Annotated in this window: 21 protein-coding genes; 12 read left to right on the top strand and 9 right to left on the bottom strand. The window is 72.7% G+C overall.

Going from position 1 to position 16,175, the window contains the following annotated elements:
* Window positions 1-861, top strand: a complete 861-nt coding sequence (locus ACZ6R9_RS08615) for an ABC transporter permease (RefSeq protein WP_380479832.1) — start codon at window positions 1-3, stop codon at window positions 859-861.
* 77 nt (window positions 862-938) lie between these two features.
* Here the strand turns inward: ACZ6R9_RS08615 and greA are convergent, their stop codons facing one another.
* Window positions 939-1,436 carry a transcription elongation factor GreA gene (greA, locus tag ACZ6R9_RS08610; protein ID WP_380479834.1) on the bottom strand — a complete coding sequence of 166 codons (498 nt, stop codon included), beginning with the start codon at window positions 1,434-1,436 and terminating at the stop codon, window positions 939-941.
* Between the two features lie 254 nt (window positions 1,437-1,690).
* Window positions 1,691-2,116 carry a DUF4307 domain-containing protein gene (locus tag ACZ6R9_RS08605; protein WP_380479836.1) on the bottom strand — a complete coding sequence of 142 codons (426 nt, stop codon included), beginning with the start codon at window positions 2,114-2,116 and terminating at the stop codon, window positions 1,691-1,693.
* A 158-nt stretch (window positions 2,117-2,274) separates the two neighbouring features.
* On the opposite strand from ACZ6R9_RS08605, the gene mca reads away from it, so the two are divergent.
* The 4 genes from mca (at window position 2,275) to ACZ6R9_RS08585 (ending at window position 4,071) form a co-directional block, all read left to right on the top strand.
* Window positions 2,275-3,144 carry a mycothiol conjugate amidase Mca gene (gene mca, locus ACZ6R9_RS08600; RefSeq protein WP_380479838.1) on the top strand — a complete coding sequence of 290 codons (870 nt, stop codon included), beginning with the start codon at window positions 2,275-2,277 and terminating at the stop codon, window positions 3,142-3,144.
* A gap of 60 nt (window positions 3,145-3,204) precedes the next feature.
* The gene (locus ACZ6R9_RS08595; RefSeq protein WP_380479840.1) at window positions 3,205-3,396 is read left to right on the top strand and encodes a hypothetical protein; all 192 of its coding nucleotides are present in this window, start codon (window positions 3,205-3,207) and stop codon (window positions 3,394-3,396) included.
* 73 nt (window positions 3,397-3,469) lie between these two features.
* Window positions 3,470-3,823 (top strand): hypothetical protein, encoded by a 354-nt coding sequence (locus ACZ6R9_RS08590; protein WP_380479842.1) that lies wholly within the window; start codon window positions 3,470-3,472, stop codon window positions 3,821-3,823.
* Window positions 3,820-4,071: a hypothetical protein gene (locus ACZ6R9_RS08585; protein WP_465537268.1), complete on the top strand. Its 252-nt coding sequence runs from the start codon at window positions 3,820-3,822 to the stop codon at window positions 4,069-4,071. Before ACZ6R9_RS08590 ends, ACZ6R9_RS08585 begins: the two co-directional genes overlap by 4 nt.
* A 59-nt stretch (window positions 4,072-4,130) precedes the next feature.
* On the opposite strand, the gene ACZ6R9_RS08580 is transcribed toward ACZ6R9_RS08585, so the two are convergent.
* Window positions 4,131-4,292 carry a hypothetical protein gene (locus ACZ6R9_RS08580; protein WP_380479846.1) on the bottom strand — a complete coding sequence of 54 codons (162 nt, stop codon included), beginning with the start codon at window positions 4,290-4,292 and terminating at the stop codon, window positions 4,131-4,133.
* Between the two features lie 32 nt (window positions 4,293-4,324).
* Complete coding sequence (locus ACZ6R9_RS08575; RefSeq protein ID WP_380479881.1) at window positions 4,325-4,567, bottom strand: hypothetical protein; 243 nt, start codon at window positions 4,565-4,567, stop codon at window positions 4,325-4,327.
* Here ACZ6R9_RS08575 and ACZ6R9_RS08570 point away from each other — a divergent pair.
* The 3 genes from ACZ6R9_RS08570 to ACZ6R9_RS08560 all read left to right on the top strand — a co-directional run bounded on the left by ACZ6R9_RS08570 (window position 4,524) and on the right by ACZ6R9_RS08560 (window position 7,871).
* Window positions 4,524-4,850 (top strand): response regulator transcription factor, encoded by a 327-nt coding sequence (locus ACZ6R9_RS08570; RefSeq protein ID WP_465537265.1) that lies wholly within the window; start codon window positions 4,524-4,526, stop codon window positions 4,848-4,850. The genes ACZ6R9_RS08575 and ACZ6R9_RS08570 overlap by 44 nt on opposite strands.
* A 68-nt stretch (window positions 4,851-4,918) precedes the next feature.
* On the top strand, window positions 4,919-6,952 hold the full coding sequence (locus tag ACZ6R9_RS08565) for a thioredoxin domain-containing protein (RefSeq protein WP_465537263.1): 2,034 nt from the start codon (window positions 4,919-4,921) through the stop codon (window positions 6,950-6,952).
* 67 nt (window positions 6,953-7,019) lie between these two features.
* Window positions 7,020-7,871 (top strand): GNAT family N-acetyltransferase, encoded by an 852-nt coding sequence (locus tag ACZ6R9_RS08560; RefSeq protein ID WP_465537261.1) that lies wholly within the window; start codon window positions 7,020-7,022, stop codon window positions 7,869-7,871.
* Window positions 7,872-8,464: 593 nt separating this feature from the next.
* Here ACZ6R9_RS08560 and ACZ6R9_RS08555 read toward each other — a convergent pair.
* A complete protein-coding gene (locus ACZ6R9_RS08555) occupies window positions 8,465-9,001 on the bottom strand; it encodes a MarR family winged helix-turn-helix transcriptional regulator (RefSeq protein ID WP_465537259.1) in 537 nt (178 codons plus the stop codon).
* 106 nt (window positions 9,002-9,107) lie between these two features.
* Here ACZ6R9_RS08555 and ACZ6R9_RS08550 point away from each other — a divergent pair, with 106 nt between their 5' ends.
* Together ACZ6R9_RS08550 and ACZ6R9_RS08545 are read left to right on the top strand one after the other, a co-directional pair.
* A complete protein-coding gene (locus tag ACZ6R9_RS08550; protein WP_465537257.1) occupies window positions 9,108-9,809 on the top strand; it encodes a DUF4386 domain-containing protein in 702 nt (233 codons plus the stop codon).
* A gap of 35 nt (window positions 9,810-9,844) precedes the next feature.
* The gene (locus ACZ6R9_RS08545; protein ID WP_465537255.1) at window positions 9,845-10,609 is read left to right on the top strand and encodes an SDR family NAD(P)-dependent oxidoreductase; all 765 of its coding nucleotides are present in this window, start codon (window positions 9,845-9,847) and stop codon (window positions 10,607-10,609) included.
* Window positions 10,610-10,689: 80 nt separating this feature from the next.
* Here the strand turns inward: ACZ6R9_RS08545 and ACZ6R9_RS08540 are convergent, their stop codons facing one another.
* Entirely contained in the window at window positions 10,690-11,694 is a 1,005-nt protein-coding gene (locus tag ACZ6R9_RS08540) for a GlxA family transcriptional regulator (RefSeq protein WP_465537254.1), read from the bottom strand.
* A gap of 57 nt (window positions 11,695-11,751) precedes the next feature.
* Between ACZ6R9_RS08540 and ACZ6R9_RS08535 the strand changes: the two genes are divergently transcribed.
* Window positions 11,752-12,696, top strand: coding sequence for an NADP-dependent oxidoreductase (locus ACZ6R9_RS08535; protein ID WP_465537253.1), 945 nt, complete (start codon window positions 11,752-11,754; stop codon window positions 12,694-12,696).
* A 52-nt stretch (window positions 12,697-12,748) separates the two neighbouring features.
* On the opposite strand, the gene ACZ6R9_RS08530 is transcribed toward ACZ6R9_RS08535, so the two are convergent.
* On the bottom strand, window positions 12,749-13,405 hold the full coding sequence (locus tag ACZ6R9_RS08530) for a TetR family transcriptional regulator (RefSeq protein WP_380487680.1): 657 nt from the start codon (window positions 13,403-13,405) through the stop codon (window positions 12,749-12,751).
* A complete protein-coding gene (locus tag ACZ6R9_RS08525; RefSeq protein ID WP_465537251.1) occupies window positions 13,402-14,955 on the bottom strand; it encodes an MFS transporter in 1,554 nt (517 codons plus the stop codon). Before ACZ6R9_RS08525 ends, ACZ6R9_RS08530 begins: the two co-directional genes overlap by 4 nt.
* Before the next feature lie 213 nt (window positions 14,956-15,168).
* Between ACZ6R9_RS08525 and ACZ6R9_RS08520 the strand changes: the two genes are divergently transcribed.
* Entirely contained in the window at window positions 15,169-15,441 is a 273-nt protein-coding gene (locus ACZ6R9_RS08520) for a hypothetical protein (protein WP_387637856.1), read from the top strand.
* A gap of 30 nt (window positions 15,442-15,471) precedes the next feature.
* Here the strand turns inward: ACZ6R9_RS08520 and trhA are convergent, their stop codons facing one another.
* Entirely contained in the window at window positions 15,472-16,140 is a 669-nt protein-coding gene (gene trhA, locus ACZ6R9_RS08515; protein WP_380487686.1) for a PAQR family membrane homeostasis protein TrhA, read from the bottom strand.
* Window positions 16,141-16,175 lie beyond the last annotated feature (35 nt).

The following is a 16,175-nucleotide window of genomic DNA, read 5'->3' as shown; positions in this document are numbered from 1 at the left end:
ATGACCACCGCACTGCCGGACGCGGCGATCGGCCCCGTCCCCGTCGCCCCCCGCCGGGGCGTCGCCGCCACCCTGCACGACTCCTGGGTGGTCGCGAAGAGGAATTTGCGTCGAATGACCAGAATTCCCGAAATTGTGGTTTTCGGGCTTATGCAGCCGGTGATGTTCGTGCTGCTGTTCTCCTACGTGATGGGCGGCGCGATCGCCATCCCCGGCGCCACGCCCAGCCACGAGGTGTACATCGAGTACCTGATGGCCGGCATCTTCGCCCAGACCGTCACCTTCGCGGTGGCCGGCGCCTCGGCCGGCATCGCGGAGGACATGACCAAGGGCCTGGTCGACCGGTTCCGCTCGCTGCCGATGTCCCGCGCCGCGGTGCTCACCGGCCGCACCCTCGCCGATCTGGTGCAGACCGCGTTCACCGTGGTGGTGCTCGCCCTGGTCGCGCTGCTGGTCGGCTGGCGGATCCACGACGGCTTCCTGAAGGCGCTCGCCGCGTTCGGCCTGCTGCTGCTGCTCGGCTACGCGTTCTCCTGGATCGGCGCGCTGATCGGCCTGTCGGTGCGCAGCCCCGAGGCGGCCACCTCGGCCGGTCTGATCTGGCTGTTCCCGCTGACCTTCATCTCCAACGCGTTCGTGCCGGTCAGCTCGATGCCGGGCTGGCTGCAGCCGATCGCCTACTGGAACCCGTTCTCCGCCACCGTGCAGGCCTGCCGCAGCCTGTTCGGCAACCAGCTCGGCCCGACGCCCGACGCCTGGCCGATGCAGCACGCCGTGCTGGTGTCGATCGGCTGGTCGCTGGTCATCATGGCGCTGTTCTCCTGGCTGTCGGTGCGCAAGTACCGCCGCGCGGCGGGCTGAGACCCTGCCGGTGAACGACCGGACGGCCGCTCCCCCCACCCGGGGGAGCGGCCGTCCGTCGTCGTGCTGCGGGAGGCTCAGCCGGAGAACGGCTTGGCGTCGACGATCTTCACGCCGGCCTTCTTGCCGTTCGGCAGCTCGTACACGGCGTCCTCGCCGACCGACTTGCCGGTGATCGCGCGGCCCAGCGGGGACTGCGGGGAGTACACGTCGATGTCGCCGTCGGTGACCTCGCGGGAGGCCAGCAGGAACTCCATGGTGTCGTCCAGGTCGCCGTCGAAGGCCACCGTCACCAGCATGCCGGGCGCCACCACGCCGGAGTCGGCCGGGGCCTCGCCGACCTTCGCCCGCTCCAGCAGCTGGGACAGCTGGCGGATGCGCGCCTCGGTCTTGCCCTGCTCGTCCTTGGCCGCGTGGTAACCGGCGTTCTCCTTGAGATCGCCCTCCTCGCGCGCGGCCTCGATCTTCTGGGCGATCTCGATGCGCCAGGGCCCGGTCAGGTGATCAAGCTCGGCCTTGAGCTTGTTGTAGTGGTCCTGAGTGAGCCAGGTCACGTCATCGTTGGTCTGGGTCACAGGGTGCTCCTCGTCGGTGCTGGCGCTGCTGCGAGGGTGGTTCGGCAGCAGTGGTCGATTTTCTGGGCAGATGCAAAGCAACGCCCGCTTCCGTGCCATTCGGCAGGGAAGGGGCGAAATCACGAGCCTAACAAGTTCCCCGCACGGGCGGGAAGGGTTGCGGGGGTCGAGGCCGTCCCACTCCTTCGACTATGCGCTCGAAAGGGTGAGCGGAGCAAAGAGTGTCCGCTCACCCTCCCCGGGGGCCCGGCGGGTTACTTCTTGTCCGGGGTGCAGCCGAGCAGCTCCGCGGTGGAGCCGCGGGAGGTGGTGCGCAGCGTCACCACCTTGTCGTAGCTGGTGCCCTCGGCCGGGACCTGGAAGTCCGACTGGCCGACCACCGCGCCGTCCGCGCCCTGCGAGCGGACCGTGCACACGCCCGAGGTGCCCTCGCTCTTGCGCACCGACAGCTGGAGCTGGAGCTCGCTGTCGGACACCGGCTGGAAGGTCGGCACCGTACCGTTCAGCTTCGTCTCGCGCAGCAGGTAGGAGGTGCCGAGCCAGGCGATCAGGCCCACCAGCAGCACCCCGAAGACCACGCCGGCGATCCGCAGCCGGCGGTCGGTCGTCCGGTCGTCGGACCGGCTGTAGCGGCCCGCCGGGGGCGCGAGGGCGGGCTGGGGCGTAGGGCTCTGGTCCATGGTGCGGCTCGGTCCTTTCGCGGAGGAACGGTCGGCCGTCCGCGGGAATGGACGCGCCCTCCAGTCCGTCACTATAGGAGGGGCACGTCCGCGCCAGAGGCGGCGGGGGAGCCGGCCCGACGAACCGGACATACCTGATACCTGGAAGGACCCAGGCGTTGAGCGAGCAGTTGCGGTTGATGGCGGTACACGCGCACCCGGACGACGAGTCCAGCAAGGGCGCCGCCACCATGGCGATGTACGTGGCCCAGGGGGTGGAGGTCCTGGTCGCCACCTGCACCGGCGGCGAACGGGGGTCGATCCTCAACCCCAAGCTGCAGGGCGACCCGTGGGTCGAGGAGAACATCCACGAAGTGCGCCGCAAGGAGATGGACGCCGCCCGGGAGATCCTCGGCGTCCAGCAGGCGTGGCTCGGCTACGTCGACTCCGGCCTGCCCGAGGGCGACCCGCTGCCCCCGCTCCCCGAGGGCTGCTTCGCCCTGGAGGACGTGGACGTGGCCGCAGGCACCCTGGTCAAGCTGATCCGCGAGTTCCGCCCGCACGTGATCACCACGTACGACGAGAACGGCGGCTACCCGCACCCCGACCACATCATGACCCACAAGATCACCATGGCCGCCTTCGAGGCCGCCGGAGACCCGGACGCCCACCCCGAGGCCGGCGAGCCCTGGCAGCCGCTCAAGCTCTACTACAACCACGGCTTCCCGATGGGCCGCATCCGCGCCCTGCACGCCTACCTCACCGAGAACGGCCACGACTCGCCCTACGGCGAGTGGATCGAGGGCTGGGAGAAGTCCGGGCGCGCCGAGCGGGAGATCACCACCCGGGTCGACTGCGGCGAGTACTTCGAGATCCGCGACAAGGCCCTGATCGCCCACGCCACCCAGATCGACCCCGACGGCCCCTGGTTCCGCGTCCCGATCGACATCCAGCGCGACGTCTGGCCCACCGAGGACTACGAACTCGCGAAGTCCCTGATCGACACCGACCTCCCCGAGACCGACCTCTTCGCCGGCCTCCGGAAGTAACCCCGCATTACCCCACCCCCCGGTGACCCGGCCCGCGTAGGGCCGGGTCACCATGGATGAATGAGCACCCCCGTGAACGTCACCCAGCTCGCCGCCGACCTCGCCCTCGACGAAACCAAGGTCACCCCCGGCCTCCTCGGCTTCGTCGTCTTCGCCGCCCTCGGCATCGCCACCTGGTTCCTCCTGAAGTCGATGAACGCCCGCTTCAAGAAGATCGACTTCACCGAGCAGCCCGACACCAAGGACGAGTGATCCGGCCGCACGCGACCGAACGGCAGCCGGCCGGAGCGGTAGCGTGAAGGCGGACCGAGCGTACGGAGGAGAAGTGGCCGCGCAGCCGGAATTTCCCATCGGTGAGCTGATCCCACGTCCGGAGCGGACGGCGGCCGCGCTCAAGGCGGCGCTGGCCGTGGTCGCGCCGGAGCGGCTCCCCCAGATGCTGGCCGAGCAGACGGAAACGATCACCCTGGCTGTCGAGTCGGACAGCCTCGATCCCCTTCGCGGCTTCCTGCTGCGCTGGGCCGCAGTGGTCGAGATCGAGCGCGACCCGCAGACCGCGTCCAGGCTGCGCCGGGCCGAGTACCTGATGCACACGGCGACGGACCCGGCCGAATCCCGCGCCCACGCCTTGGCGGTGAGTGAAATCATCCGCGGCGCATATCGGGCGCTCGGCCGATGACCTGGTCCTGGGAGTACCTTCCGGACGAGCAGTACGTCGCCGGTGACGCGCCGCCCGCGTTCGTCGCCGAGGTCGAGAAGACCGCTGACGAATTGGTTCGCGCCGCATCCGCCCGCTGGCTCGACGGAACGCTGTACCGGGGCGAGAACCCGAAGAGCGGGACGGCCTACGTTCCCGGCGGCATGTTCGAGTACCTGACGGTCATTCGGCACGAGCAGATCTACATCGTCCAGATCACCTGCTTCTGAACCGCCCCTCGCGTCCCGTTACCGGCCCAGGTGGGGCCCTCCTGTGCTCAGGCAGGTGGTCAACGGCGCTTGCGGCGGTTGCGGATCAGGCGGACGACGTAGAGGGGACCGCCGATGGCGGCGCCGACGACGAGGGCCCAGAACGCGAAGTAGGCGGGGCCGGGGTGGAATCCGGTGGTGTCGGCGGCGGTCAGGGCGGCGGCGAGTGGCTGGTGGGGCATCTGCTGGTCCTTGGGTGTTGACGGGGCTGGGGTCAGACGGCGCGGAGGTCGGGGCCGGGGCGCTGGGCCCGCTTCGGGGCGGTGCCGTGCATCAGGGCGAGGTAGCCGTCCTCGACGGTGGCGCCGACGCGCTCCGCGTCCGGGGCGGGGCTGGTGGAACTGATGACCCGGTAGGTGGTGCCGGTCGGGCTGGGGGTGACGTTGACGGTGGGCAGGTCGGGCGGTGGGGTGGTGGCCGCCAGCGTCGGGGACGCCCTGATCTCCCCGTCGATCACCCGGCGCCTGCTCCGCAACCTCGCCCCCGTCAGAACCCCTTCCGCCCTCCAGCCCAACACCCCGCTCACCGACCGGGAAACCGACGTCATCCGCGCTGTCGCCCGGGGCAGCACCAACCAGGAGATCGCCGCCGCCCTCTTCATCTCCGTCAGCACCGTGAAGGGCCACCTCGCCGCGATCCAGAACAAGCTCGGAGCCCGCAACCGCAGCGAGATCACCGCCTGGGCCTGGGAATCCCACCTCATGCCGGGCAGCGCAGACCAACGGAACAGCGGCCGATAGCGCCGGCGGCGGACGCGAGAGCGCGAGTTCCACACCCAGGGTCGGGGCACTGTGAGAGGCTGGGGCGCATGAACCGGTTGGCTGGTGTGACCTCGCCTTATCTGCTTCAGCACGCTGACAATCCGGTCGACTGGTGGCCCTGGACGCCGGAGGCTTTCGAGGAGGCCCGGCGGCGCGGGGTGCCCGTGCTGCTTTCGGTGGGATACGCCGCTTGTCACTGGTGTCATGTGATGGCACATGAGTCGTTCGAGGACGAAGCGACCGCCGAATTCCTGAACGAGCACTTCGTGGCGGTGAAGGTCGACCGGGAGGAACGGCCCGACGTCGACGCCGTGTACATGGAGGCGGTGCAGGCGGCCACGGGGCGGGGCGGGTGGCCGATGACGGTGTTCCTGACGCCCGAGAAGGAGCCGTTCTACTTCGGGACGTACTTCCCGCCGCAGCCGCGGCACGGGATGCCCTCGTTCCGGCAGGTGCTGGAGGGCGTCGACAAGGCATGGACGGGGCGGCGGGCCGAGGTCGGTGAGGTGGCGGCGCGGATCAGCAAGGATCTCGCCGAGCGGGGCTCGGTGTACGCCGTCGGGAGCGGGATCGCGCAGCCGCCGGGCGAGGGTGAACTGCACGCGGCGGTCGTGGAGTTGACGCGGTCGTTCGACGAACGGCGGGGCGGTTTCGGCGGGGCGCCGAAGTTCCCGCCGTCGATGGTGCTGGAGTTCCTGCTGCGCCACCATGCCCGGACGGGGTCGGAGGCCGCGCTGGAAATGGTGCAGCGCACCTGCGAGGCGATGGCCCGCGGCGGGATCTACGACCAGCTGGGCGGCGGGTTCGCCCGCTACGCGGTGGACGCCACCTGGACGGTGCCCCACTTCGAAAAAATGCTGTATGACAACGCGCTGCTGCTGCGGGTGTACCTGCACCTGTGGCGCGCCACCGGCGACGAACAGGCCCGCCGGGTCGCGCTGGAGACCGCCGACTTCCTGCTGCGCGAACTGCGCACCCCACAGGGCGGGTTCGCCTCCGCGCTGGACGCCGACTCGCTGGACGAGGCGAGCGGAAAGACCGTCGAGGGCGCGTACTACGCGTGGACGCCCGAGCAACTGGCGGAGGTGCTCGGGGAGGCGGACGCCGCCCTCGCGGTGGAACTGTTCGACGTCACCGGCACCTTCGAGCACGGCACCTCGGTACTGCAACTCCCGCGCGATCCCGAGGACTTGGCCGCGTACCGGGAGATCCGGGAGAAACTCGGGCAGGCCCGCGCGCAGCGTCCCGCCCCGGCCCGGGACGACAAGGTGGTCGCGGCCTGGAACGGCCTGGCGATCGCCGCCCTCGCCGAGGCCGGCGCACTGCTGGAGCGCCCCGACCTGGTCGAGGCCGCCGAGCGCGCCGCCGACCTGCTGATCGCCGTGCACCTCACGGCGGACGGGCGACTGCTGCGCACCTCCCGGGACGGCGTCGCGGGCACCAACGCGGGCGTGCTGGAGGACTACGCGGACACCGCCGAGGGGTTCCTCGCGCTGTACGCGGTCGGCGGCGAATCGTCCTGGCTGCAACTCGCCGGGGAACTGCTCGACCTGGTGCTGCTGCACTTCACCGACGAGAAGTCCGGCGCGCTGTACGACACCGCCGACGACGCCGAGCAGCTGATCCGCCGCCCGCAGGACCCCACCGACAACGCCGCCCCGTCCGGCTGGACGGCCGCCGCCGGGGCGCTGCTCACGTACGCCGCGTACACCGGCTCCGAGCGCCACCGCACCGCCGCGGAACGGGCGTTGGGCATCGTCTCCGCGCTCGGCACCCGCGCGCCCCGGTTCACCGGCTGGGGGCTGGCCGTCGCCGAGGCGCTGCTCGACGGGCCGCGCGAGGTCGCGGTGGTCGGCCCGGCCGGCGACGCCGGGCGGGCGGCGCTGCACCTGGCCGCGCTGCGCTCCACCGCCCCTGGCGCGGTGGTCGCGGTCGGCGAGGTCGGCGACGCCGAGGTGCCCCTGCTCGCCGACCGCCCGCTGCTGGACGGCAAGTCAGCCGCGTACGTGTGCCGGCATTTCGTCTGCGAGCAACCGACCGCGGACGTCGCCGAGTTGGCGGAGCGCCTGCGCGCCCACTGACCGGCAACGCCGCCGTTGGCCAGGAAAAGTGCTGGTCAACGGCGGCGCAGCCGGGGGAGGATGCGCCATGGGCTGGACACTCACCACATCACTGGACGACTTCCGCAGCACAGCCGGGGAGTTCCTCGCGGCCGACCCCGCCGAGAACACCGTGCTGCTCACCATCCTCGACCGCCTCACCCGGGACGGCCTGCACGTGTACGGCGAACAGCCGCCGGTCTTCGGCTGGTGGCACGACCCGGACGGCACCGTCGCCGGCGCCTGCCTGCGCACCCCGCCGTACGGGCAGCGCCTCGGCCGGATGCCGGTGCCCGCCGCCGAGGAACTGGCCCGGCGGCTCGCCGCCGACGGCGAGCGCCCCGACGCGGTGGGCGGCGAGCACGGCACCACCCTCGCCTTCGCCGCCGAATGGCACCGGGCCACCGGCGTCAACTGGCACCTGGAACGCAACGAACGGCTGTTCCGGCTCGGCGAGTTGACGCCCCCGCCGGCCCCGCCCGCCGGCCGCTCCCGGCTCGCCCTGCCCGCCGACCGGGAGACGATCGCCCGGTGGCTGGTCGACTTCTGCGTCGAGGCCGAACTCTCGCCGCCCGCCGACCCGTTCGCCGACGCCGACCAGCGGATCGCCGCCGAGACCCTGGTGCTCTGGGAGGCCGCCGACCAGCGACTGGTCTCGCTCGCCGGGGCCAGCCCCGCCGTCGCCGGAATGTCCCGGATAGGCCCCGTCTACACCCCGCCCGCCGACCGCGGCCACGGCTACGCCAGCGCGCTGACAGCCGCCGCCACCCTGCACGCGAAGTCGCGCGGCGCGGACGAGGTGCTGCTCTACACCGACCTGTCCAACCCGGTCAGCAACGCGATCTACCAGCGCCTCGGCTACCGGCCGGTCACCGACGCGGCCGAGATCGCGCTCCGCTAGGGCGCGGGGGAGGGTCCTCGGGTGGTTCCGGGGGCCCTTTCGCATGCCTGTGGGGGCGAGGGTGGCCTTGGGGCGGTGGGGGTGCGGGGTGGGGTGGTCGGGTCGGGGGTGGGGCGATGCCGGGTGGAGATCCGGTCGAAGCGCGGTTCACCGGCACCTCGGCTACCGGCCGATGACGATGCGGCCGAGTTGCGCTCCGGTAGGGCGCGGGGCCCTTTCGCATGTCTGTGGGCGCGAGGGTGGCCTTGGGGCAGTGGGGGGGGTGGGGCGATGCCGGGTGGCGATCCGGTCGAAGCGCGGTTCACCGGCACGTCGGCCACCGGCCGGTGACCGATGCGGCCGAGCTGCGCTCCGGTAGGGCGCAGGGCCCTTTCGCATGCCTGCGGGTGCGAGGAGGGCCTTGGGGCGGTCGGGGTGCGGGGTGTGGTGGCCGGGGGGTGGGGCGATGCCGGGTGGCGATCCGGTCGAAGCGCGGTTCACCGGCACCTCGGCTATCGGCCGGTGACCGGTGCGGCCGAGGTTGCGGTCGGCGGGGAGATGAGCCCGGGTGGGGTCTTTCGCCGCCCCGGGCACGGGGGCGGCGGCGCGGCGGGTCAGCGGGGGCGCAGGGTGCGGTAGCCCGGGTGGATGCCGGGAGTGAGTTGCTGCTGGGTGGCGATCCGGCCGAGCAGTGCGGTCAGTTGGGTGTGCTCCTCGGGGGTGAGGGCCTGGGTGACGTCCTGCTCGTGGGCGATGGCGGTGTCGCGCAGGCGGGCCAGCAGGGCCAGGCCCTGGTCGGTGAGGTGCAGGGCGTACAGCCGGCGGTCCTCCGCGTTGCGGCGGCGTTCGATCAGGCCGCGCTGCTCCAGGCCGTCCGCGAACGGGACGAAGCGGCTGGGGGGCATGCCGAGCGCGTCGGCGAGTTCGCGCTGGCTGCGGCCCGGGTTCTGCACCAGCAGCCGGAGCAGGCCGGCCTGCGCGGGGGTGAGGTCGAGCTCGGCGATCCGCTGGGCGAACCGTTCGGCGGCATGCGCGCCCAGCTGGGCCAGCAGGAACGCCGCCCCGCCGCCGGGCGGCCCGCCGGGCCCGGGCGGCCCCTGCGGTTTGCCGCCGTGCCAGTCCTGCTGGTCCGCCGCTCGATCCATGCTCATGCCGACATCGTACCCGTTTGACAATCGTTCCACGGTGTAATCATTATTCCGAGTGTATCGATCGAGCGTATCGATCGACGTGTGTCCGAGTGCCACGGGAGGAACCATGAGCACCACCGTCCAGCCTCGTCCGGCCCCGGGGGGTAGGCCCAAGAGCCGCCCGCAGACCGGCCCGCCGCTGCTCGCGCCGACCATCTCGGTCACCGCCCTGACGGTCGCCTACACCGTGATCAACCGCGCCACCCCGCGCCCGGACGCCACCGGCGCCGAGGTGGTGCGGTACGCGCAGGAGCACGGCGGGGCGGCCCGGCTGGGTGCGCTGCTGCTGATCGCCGCCTCGGTGCCGCTGGCGCTGTGCGCGGCGCTGCTCTATCGGCGGCTGCGGGCGCTCGGCATCACCGCGCCCGGCTCGGCGATCACGCTGGTCGGCGGCGTGCTGGCGTCGTCCGCGCTGGTGCTGAGCGCGGTGGGGGCGTGGGCGGGCGGGCGGCTGCCGGCCGACGCGCCGCCCGCGCTGGGCCGGGCGCTGGCGGACGTGTCCTTCCTGGCGGGCGGGCCCGCGTTCGCGGCGGGCTTCGGCCTGCTGGCGGCGGGCGTCTCGGTGTCGGCGATGCTCACCGACCTGCTGCCCCGCGCTGTGACGTGGGCGGGCCTGGTGGTGGCCGCCGCCGCGATGCTCGCGCTGTTCGCCCTGGTGGCGGACGGCTTCATGTACCTGCTGCCGGTGGTTCGGTTCGGCGGCCTGGTGTGGCTGCTGTTCGTGGCCGCCCTGCTGCCGAAGACCCGCCGCCGCAGCACCGAACACTGACCGAACGAAGCACGGGCCAAGGGGAGTTGAGCGAGATGACCGGAACGTACGCGGAACTGAAGGGCCGGACGGTGGTGGTCACCGGCGGTTCGCGCGGGATCGGGGCGCACACCGCGCGGGCGTTCGCCGCGCAGGGCGCGGCGGTGTGCGTGGTCGGCCGGGACGCGGCGGCGCTGGCGGCGGTGGTCGAGGAGATCACCGACGCGGGCGGCGAGGCGGTGGCCGCCGTCGCCGATGTGACGGACGCCCAGGCACTGGACGGCGTGCGGCAGACGGTGACGGAGCGGTTCGGCGCGGTGGACGTGCTGGCGGCGTTCGCCGGCGGCCAGGGCTTCCCGGTGCCGACGGCGGAGCTGTCCGAGCAGCGCTGGCGCGAGGTGCTGGACTCCGACCTGACCTCGGTGTTCCTCACCGTGCAGGCCTTCCTGCCGGGCATGCTGGAGCGCGGTGCGGGCTCCATCCTGACAATGTCCTCGGCAGCCGGCCGCCAGCCCAGTGGCGCCAACCTGGCGTACGGAGTGGCCAACGCGGGCGTGGTGATGCTGACCAGGCACCTGGCCGCCGAGCTGGGGTCGCACGGCATCCGGATCAACTGCCTGGCCCCGTCGGCGATTCTGACCGAGAAGGTGCAGGCCCGGATGCCCGCCGAGGTGCAGAGCAAGGTCGCGGCCACCCACCCGCTTGGCCGGCTCGGCACCCCGGCGGACGTGGCGGAGGCCGCGCTGTTCCTGTCCTCCGACGGCGCGGGCTGGCTGACCGGACTGACGATCGACGTGGCCGGCGGACGGATCACCAACTAGCGGGCTGTCCCTCCCAGTCCCCCTCGGCCCACCGGTGCGCGCACCGTGCAGCGGTCGCAGTGGACGGGCAGGGCCCGGGCCTAGGGCGTCCCGGCGAAGGCCCGCCCCGCGAAGGTGCGCCGGTAGGCGAGCGGTGAGACGCCGATGGCCGAGTGCAGATGCTGACGCAGCGACACCGCGTTGGCGAAGCCGACCCGGCCGGCGATCTGGTCGACCGTCAGGTCGGTGGCTTCGAGCAGGTGACGGGCCAGGGCGAGGCGCTGCTGGGTGAGCCAGCGGCCGGGGCTCTGGCCCGTCTCGTCGTGGAAGCGGCGGGCGAAGGTGCGGGTGCTCATGGCGGCGTGCCCGGCCAGTTCGGCGAGGGTCAGCGGCAGGTGCAGCCGGGCCAGCGCCCACTCGCGGGTGGCGGCGGTGCCGGTGGCGCCGGCCGCCGGGACGGGCTGCTCGATGTACTGGGCCTGGCCGCCGTCGCGCCACGGCGGGACGACGGCCAGCCGGGCGGCGTGGTTGGCGACGGCCGCGCCGTGGTCGTTGCGGAGCACGTGCAGGCACAGGTCGACGCCGGAGGCGGCGCCGGCCGAGGTGAGGACATCGCCGTCGTCGACGAACAGCACGTCCGGGTCGAGCCGCACCTTGGGGAAGAGCTCGCGGAACCGGTCGGCGAGCGCCCAGTGGGTGGTGGCGGGCCGGCCGTCGAGCAGGCCGGCGGCGGCGAGTACGAAGGCGCCGGTGCAGATCGAGATCAGCCGGGTGCCGGGCCGGATCAGCGCCAGCGCCCCGGCCACGGCGGGGTCGAGTTCGCCGGTGGCGCGGGCGAGGTCGAAGGGCGGGATGACCACGCTGTCGGCCGTGCGGAGGATCTCCGGGCCGTGCGCGACGGTGATGGTGAAGTCGGCGTCCGAGCGCACCGGTTGGCCGTCAACGGTGCAGGTGGCCAGCTCGTAGCTGTCCCCGGCGGCGGCGAACACCCGCCGGGGGATGCCGAGTTCGAAGGGGTACACGCCCTCCAGGGCGAGCACCGCGATCCGGTGCGGCGACGTCTTCGCGGGCTTGGGCACGCTTCCACCCTCCTGGCAGGATCCCATCGGACAGTGACCATCATGCCACTGCCGCGGGCGCCCCGGGCGGGCCAGGCTGGAGACATGACGACGAACACGATGCGAGCGATCAGCCAGCACGCCCTGGGCGGCCCCGAAGTCCTCACGGTGGTGGAACTCCCGCGCCCGGAGCCCGGGTTGAGCGAGATCCTGGTGAAGGTCCGGGCGGCCGGCCTGAACCCGACGGACTGGAAGCACCGGGCCGGCGGCCTGTTCCTCGGCGAGCCCCCGTTCGTGCTCGGCTGGGACGTGGCCGGCACCGTGGAGGCGGTCGGCTTCGGCGTCACCCTGTTCAAGCCCGGCGACGAGGTCTTCGGCATGCTGCCCTACCCGCACGGCGCCGGCGCCCACGCCGACTACGTGACCGGCCCCGCCCGGGCGTTCGCGCACCGGCCCGCCGCTATCGACCCCGTCCAGGCCGGCGCGCTGCCGCTGGCCGCGCTGACCGCCTGGCAGGCGCTGGTGGACACCGCGCAGGTGAAGACCGGCGACCGGGTGCTGGTGCACGCCGCGGCCGGCGGCGTCGGACACCTCGCCGTGCAGATCGCCAAGTCCCGCGGCGCGTACGTGATCGGCACCGCCGGCGCCGCCAAGCACGACTTCCTGCGCGGCATCGGCGTGGACGAGCCGGTCGACTACCGGAGCACCGACTTCGCCGAGGCGGTCCGCGACATCGACGTGGTGCTGGACACCATCGGCGGCGAGTACCAGCTGCGCTCGCTGCGCACCCTGCGCCGGGGCGGCCTGCTGGTGTCGATCCTGCCCGTCCCCTTCGAGGGGCTGGCCGAGGAGGCCGAGCGGCTCGGCGTGCGCACCGCGATGATGCTGGTGGAGGCCGACCACGCCGGCCTGGCCGCGATCGCGGACCTGGCCGAACGTGGCCTGCTGCGCGCCGAGATCGCCGAAACGTTCCCGCTGGAGGAAGCGGCGAAGGCGCACGCGCTGGGCGACACCGGCCGCACCACCGGCAAGCTGGTGCTGGTGAACTGACCGGCCCCCGGGTCAGCGCCGGCCGAGCACCTTCAGAGGCTCGGCCCCCGGGTCAGCGCCGGCCGAGCTCCTGAAGGTGCCGCAGCGCCCGGTCGAGCAGGTCGGCGAGGTCGTCCTGGCCCTGGTGGTCGGCCCAGTACAGCGAGGTCTCGGTGAGCGCGGCGGCGATCGCGGCGGCGGTGATCCGCAGTTCGAGGGTGGGGGCGTCCAGGCCGGCCCGTTCGGTGAGCAGGTCGAGCAGCATCCTGCTCGGCTGACCGGTGCCGTCGAGCATCCGGGTCCGCAGGGCCGGGACGGAGGCGGTCAGCCGCATCCGCTCGTACAGCTCGGCGCGTTCCTGCTCGGCGATCCGGCGGATCAGCCCGACCAGCACCTCCCGGGCGGAGGTGAGGAACGGCTCGTCCGCCGGCCGGGCCCGGATCGCGGCCGCCATCAGCGGGTCGTACTCGTCGCTGAGGACCAGGTCCTCCTTGGTCGGGAAGTACCGGAAGAAGGTGGCCGGGGAGACCTCCGCGGCGGCCGCGATCTGGTCGACGGTGGTGGCCTCCCAGCCCTGCTCCGCGAACAGCCGGAAGGCCTCCCGGCGCAGGGTCTGGCGGGTTTTCAGCTTCTTGCGTTCGCGCAGCGACATCGGGGCTTCGACCAGCTCCTCCAACGAACCGGAGGACGCGTCGGACGGGCGGGGCCGGGCGCTGCGCGGAGTGCTCATGCGGACGATTCTCCGGGATCGCCGACCGCCCCGGCCAGCGGCCGCAGCTCGGCGGTGTCCGTGGCCACGGGGTCGCCGCCGCCCGGCATCCGGGCCGCGACCAGTACGGCGGACAGCGCCGCGAGGATCCCGGCGGTCAGCATCACCAGGCCCATGCCGTGCACGTACGCGCCGTGCGCGGACGCGGCGAGCGCCGGATCGCCCAGCCGCTCGGCGACCGCGTCGGCGGCGATCACCGAACCGCGGACCCGGTGCGCGGCGTCCCCGGGGAGCGCCGGGAGGTGCAGCGCCGAGCGGTAGCCCGCCGCCAGCAGGCTGCCGAACACGGCGACGCCGACCGCGCCGCCGACCTGGCGGAGCGTCTGCACCAGCCCGGAGCCGACGCCGGCCTTGGCGGGCGGCAGCAGGAGCATCGCGGAGGCGGTGGCGGTGATCAGCACCAGGCCGAGACCGGCGCCGAACAGCGGCAGCCACAGCGCCGTCCACCCGTAGCCGTCGCCCGGCGCGGTGCGGCTGCCGAGCAGCAGGGCGAGGGCGGTCAGCGCCAGCCCGGCCGCGATCACGCCGCGCGGGGCGAAGCGGCGCACCAGGCGTTCGCCGAGCCGGGCGGCGACCAGCAGGCCGCCCATCATCGGCATCAGCCGCAGGCCGCTGCCGAGCGCGTCGGTGCCCAGCACGCTCTGGAAGTAGGCGGGCAGTACGAAGAACCCGCCGAACAGGGCGACCGAGACCAGGGTGACGGCGATCGCGCACCAGCGGAACACCGGCTCGGCGAGCAGCCGCAGGTCGAGCATCGGGTGGTCCTGCTGCTTGCTGCGCAGCACCAGCGCGGTCAGCGCGCCGGCCGCGCCGAGCAGCGCGGTGAGCACCAGGGCGTCGCCCCAGCCGCGTTCGGCGCCCTCGATGATGCCCCAGGTGAGCGCGGCCAGGCCGCCCGCCGCGAGGCCTGCGGAGCGCAGGTCGATCCGGGGTGCGGCCGGGTCGGCGGACTCGGGGAGCAGCAGCAGGCAGGCCAGCACACCGAGCACCACCAGCGGCACGTTGATCAGGAAGATCGAGCCCCACCAGTAGCCGCGCAGCAGCAGCCCGCCGATGATCGGCCCGAGCGGCACGCCGATCGCGGTCATGGTGGTCAGCAGCGCGGTGGCGCGGCGCTGTTCGGCGGGCGGGAAGACGGCGGGGATCACCGCCATCGACATCGGCATCACGAACGCGGCGGCCAGGCCCATCGCGGCGCGGGCCGCGATCAGCGTGGCGGGCCCGCCGGCCAGGGTGCCGAGCACGGAGGCCGCGCCGAACAGCGCGAGGCCGGTCACCAGGGTGCGGCGGCGGCCGAACCGGTCGCCGAGCAGGCCGGCCGGGAGCAGGGCGGCGGCGAACACCACCGTGTAGGCGTCGACGATCCACTGCTGCTGCCCGGTGCCGGCGTCCAGCTGCCGGGCCAGGTCGGGCAGGGCGACGTTCAGCACGGTGGTGTCGAAGCCGATGACGAGCACGCTGAGTGCGACCGCGGTCAGTGCGATCCAGCGACGGGGGTGCGGAGCAGGCATGACGGATCTCCATCTGATGGCATCTCTCAAATGAGAGTAGCTCTCAAAAGATGCCGAGTGTCAACCGAAGCCCGCGCTGCGGGATTCCCACTTCTGGAATTGACGCGCTGTTGATCCCCCGTTCGCCCGCGCTGCGTGCCGAACGTGTCACTGTAGGTGGGGAGTTCTCTGACGACTCGTCAGATGGCCTGTCGGGCGGTGGGAGGTTTGCCAATGGAGTACGGAGCGACCGGGTTCTGGAGCGGCGTGGTCGGTGTGCTGGCCGCGCTGGCCGTCATAGCCGGGTACTTGATCGGCGGAGCCCGCCTGGTCTGGGTGGTCTCGGCGGTCGAGGTGCTGGCCGTGATGGCCTGGGTCGCGTACCGCTTCCGCGGCCGGGCCCACCAGCGGACGGCAGGCGAAGGGCCCGACGCGGCGCACTGCGAGCGCTGCCGTCGGGCCCGGGAGCGGCTGGAGGCGAGGGCGGCCCAGCCGGTGCGGTACTGACGTGCTGTGGGGGGATCGTTTCTGCCGGGATCAGCCGGCGGCGGTGTACGCCACCAGCGAGACCCCCACGTACTGCACGATGAACGCGCCGAGGGTGAAGGCGTGGAACACCTCGTGGAAGCCGAACCAGCGCGGTGACGGGTTCGGGCGCTTGAGGCCGTAGATCACCCCGCCGATGGTGTAGAGCGCGCCGCCGACCACGATCAGGGTCAGGACGGCCGCGCCGCCCTTGTGCAGGAAGTCCGGCAGGAAGAACACCGCCGCCCAGCCGAGCGCCACGTAGCACGGGGTGTACAGCCAGCGCGGGGCGCCGACCCAGAACACCCGGAACGCTATTCCCGCCAGCGCGCCGCCCCACACCAGCCACAGCAGCACCTGCTGCCGCGCGCCGTCCAGCAGCAGCATGGTGAACGGGGTGTACGTCCCGGCGATGATCAGGAAGATGTTGGCGTGGTCCAGCCGGCGCAGCACCGCCTCGCCGCGCGGTCCCCAGGTGAAGCGGTGGTACACCGCGCTCACCCCGAACAGCAGCCAGGCGCTCACCGAGTAGACGGCGCAGGCGATCCGCGCCGCCGTCGACCCGGCCAGGCAGATCAACACGATTCCGGCGGCCAGCGAGGCCGGGAACATGCCGGCGTGCAGCCAGCCGCGCCACTTGGGCTTTGCGAGATCGAGGGCTTCCGCGGTCATGGACAGCATCTTACGGAACCGTAGGTTACCGGCGCGTAGGAAAG

This window comes from Kitasatospora sp. NPDC048662, assembly GCF_055587065.1.
The sequence above is the reverse complement of the archived record's forward strand: the minus strand, read 5'-3'. Positions and strand labels throughout refer to the sequence as shown.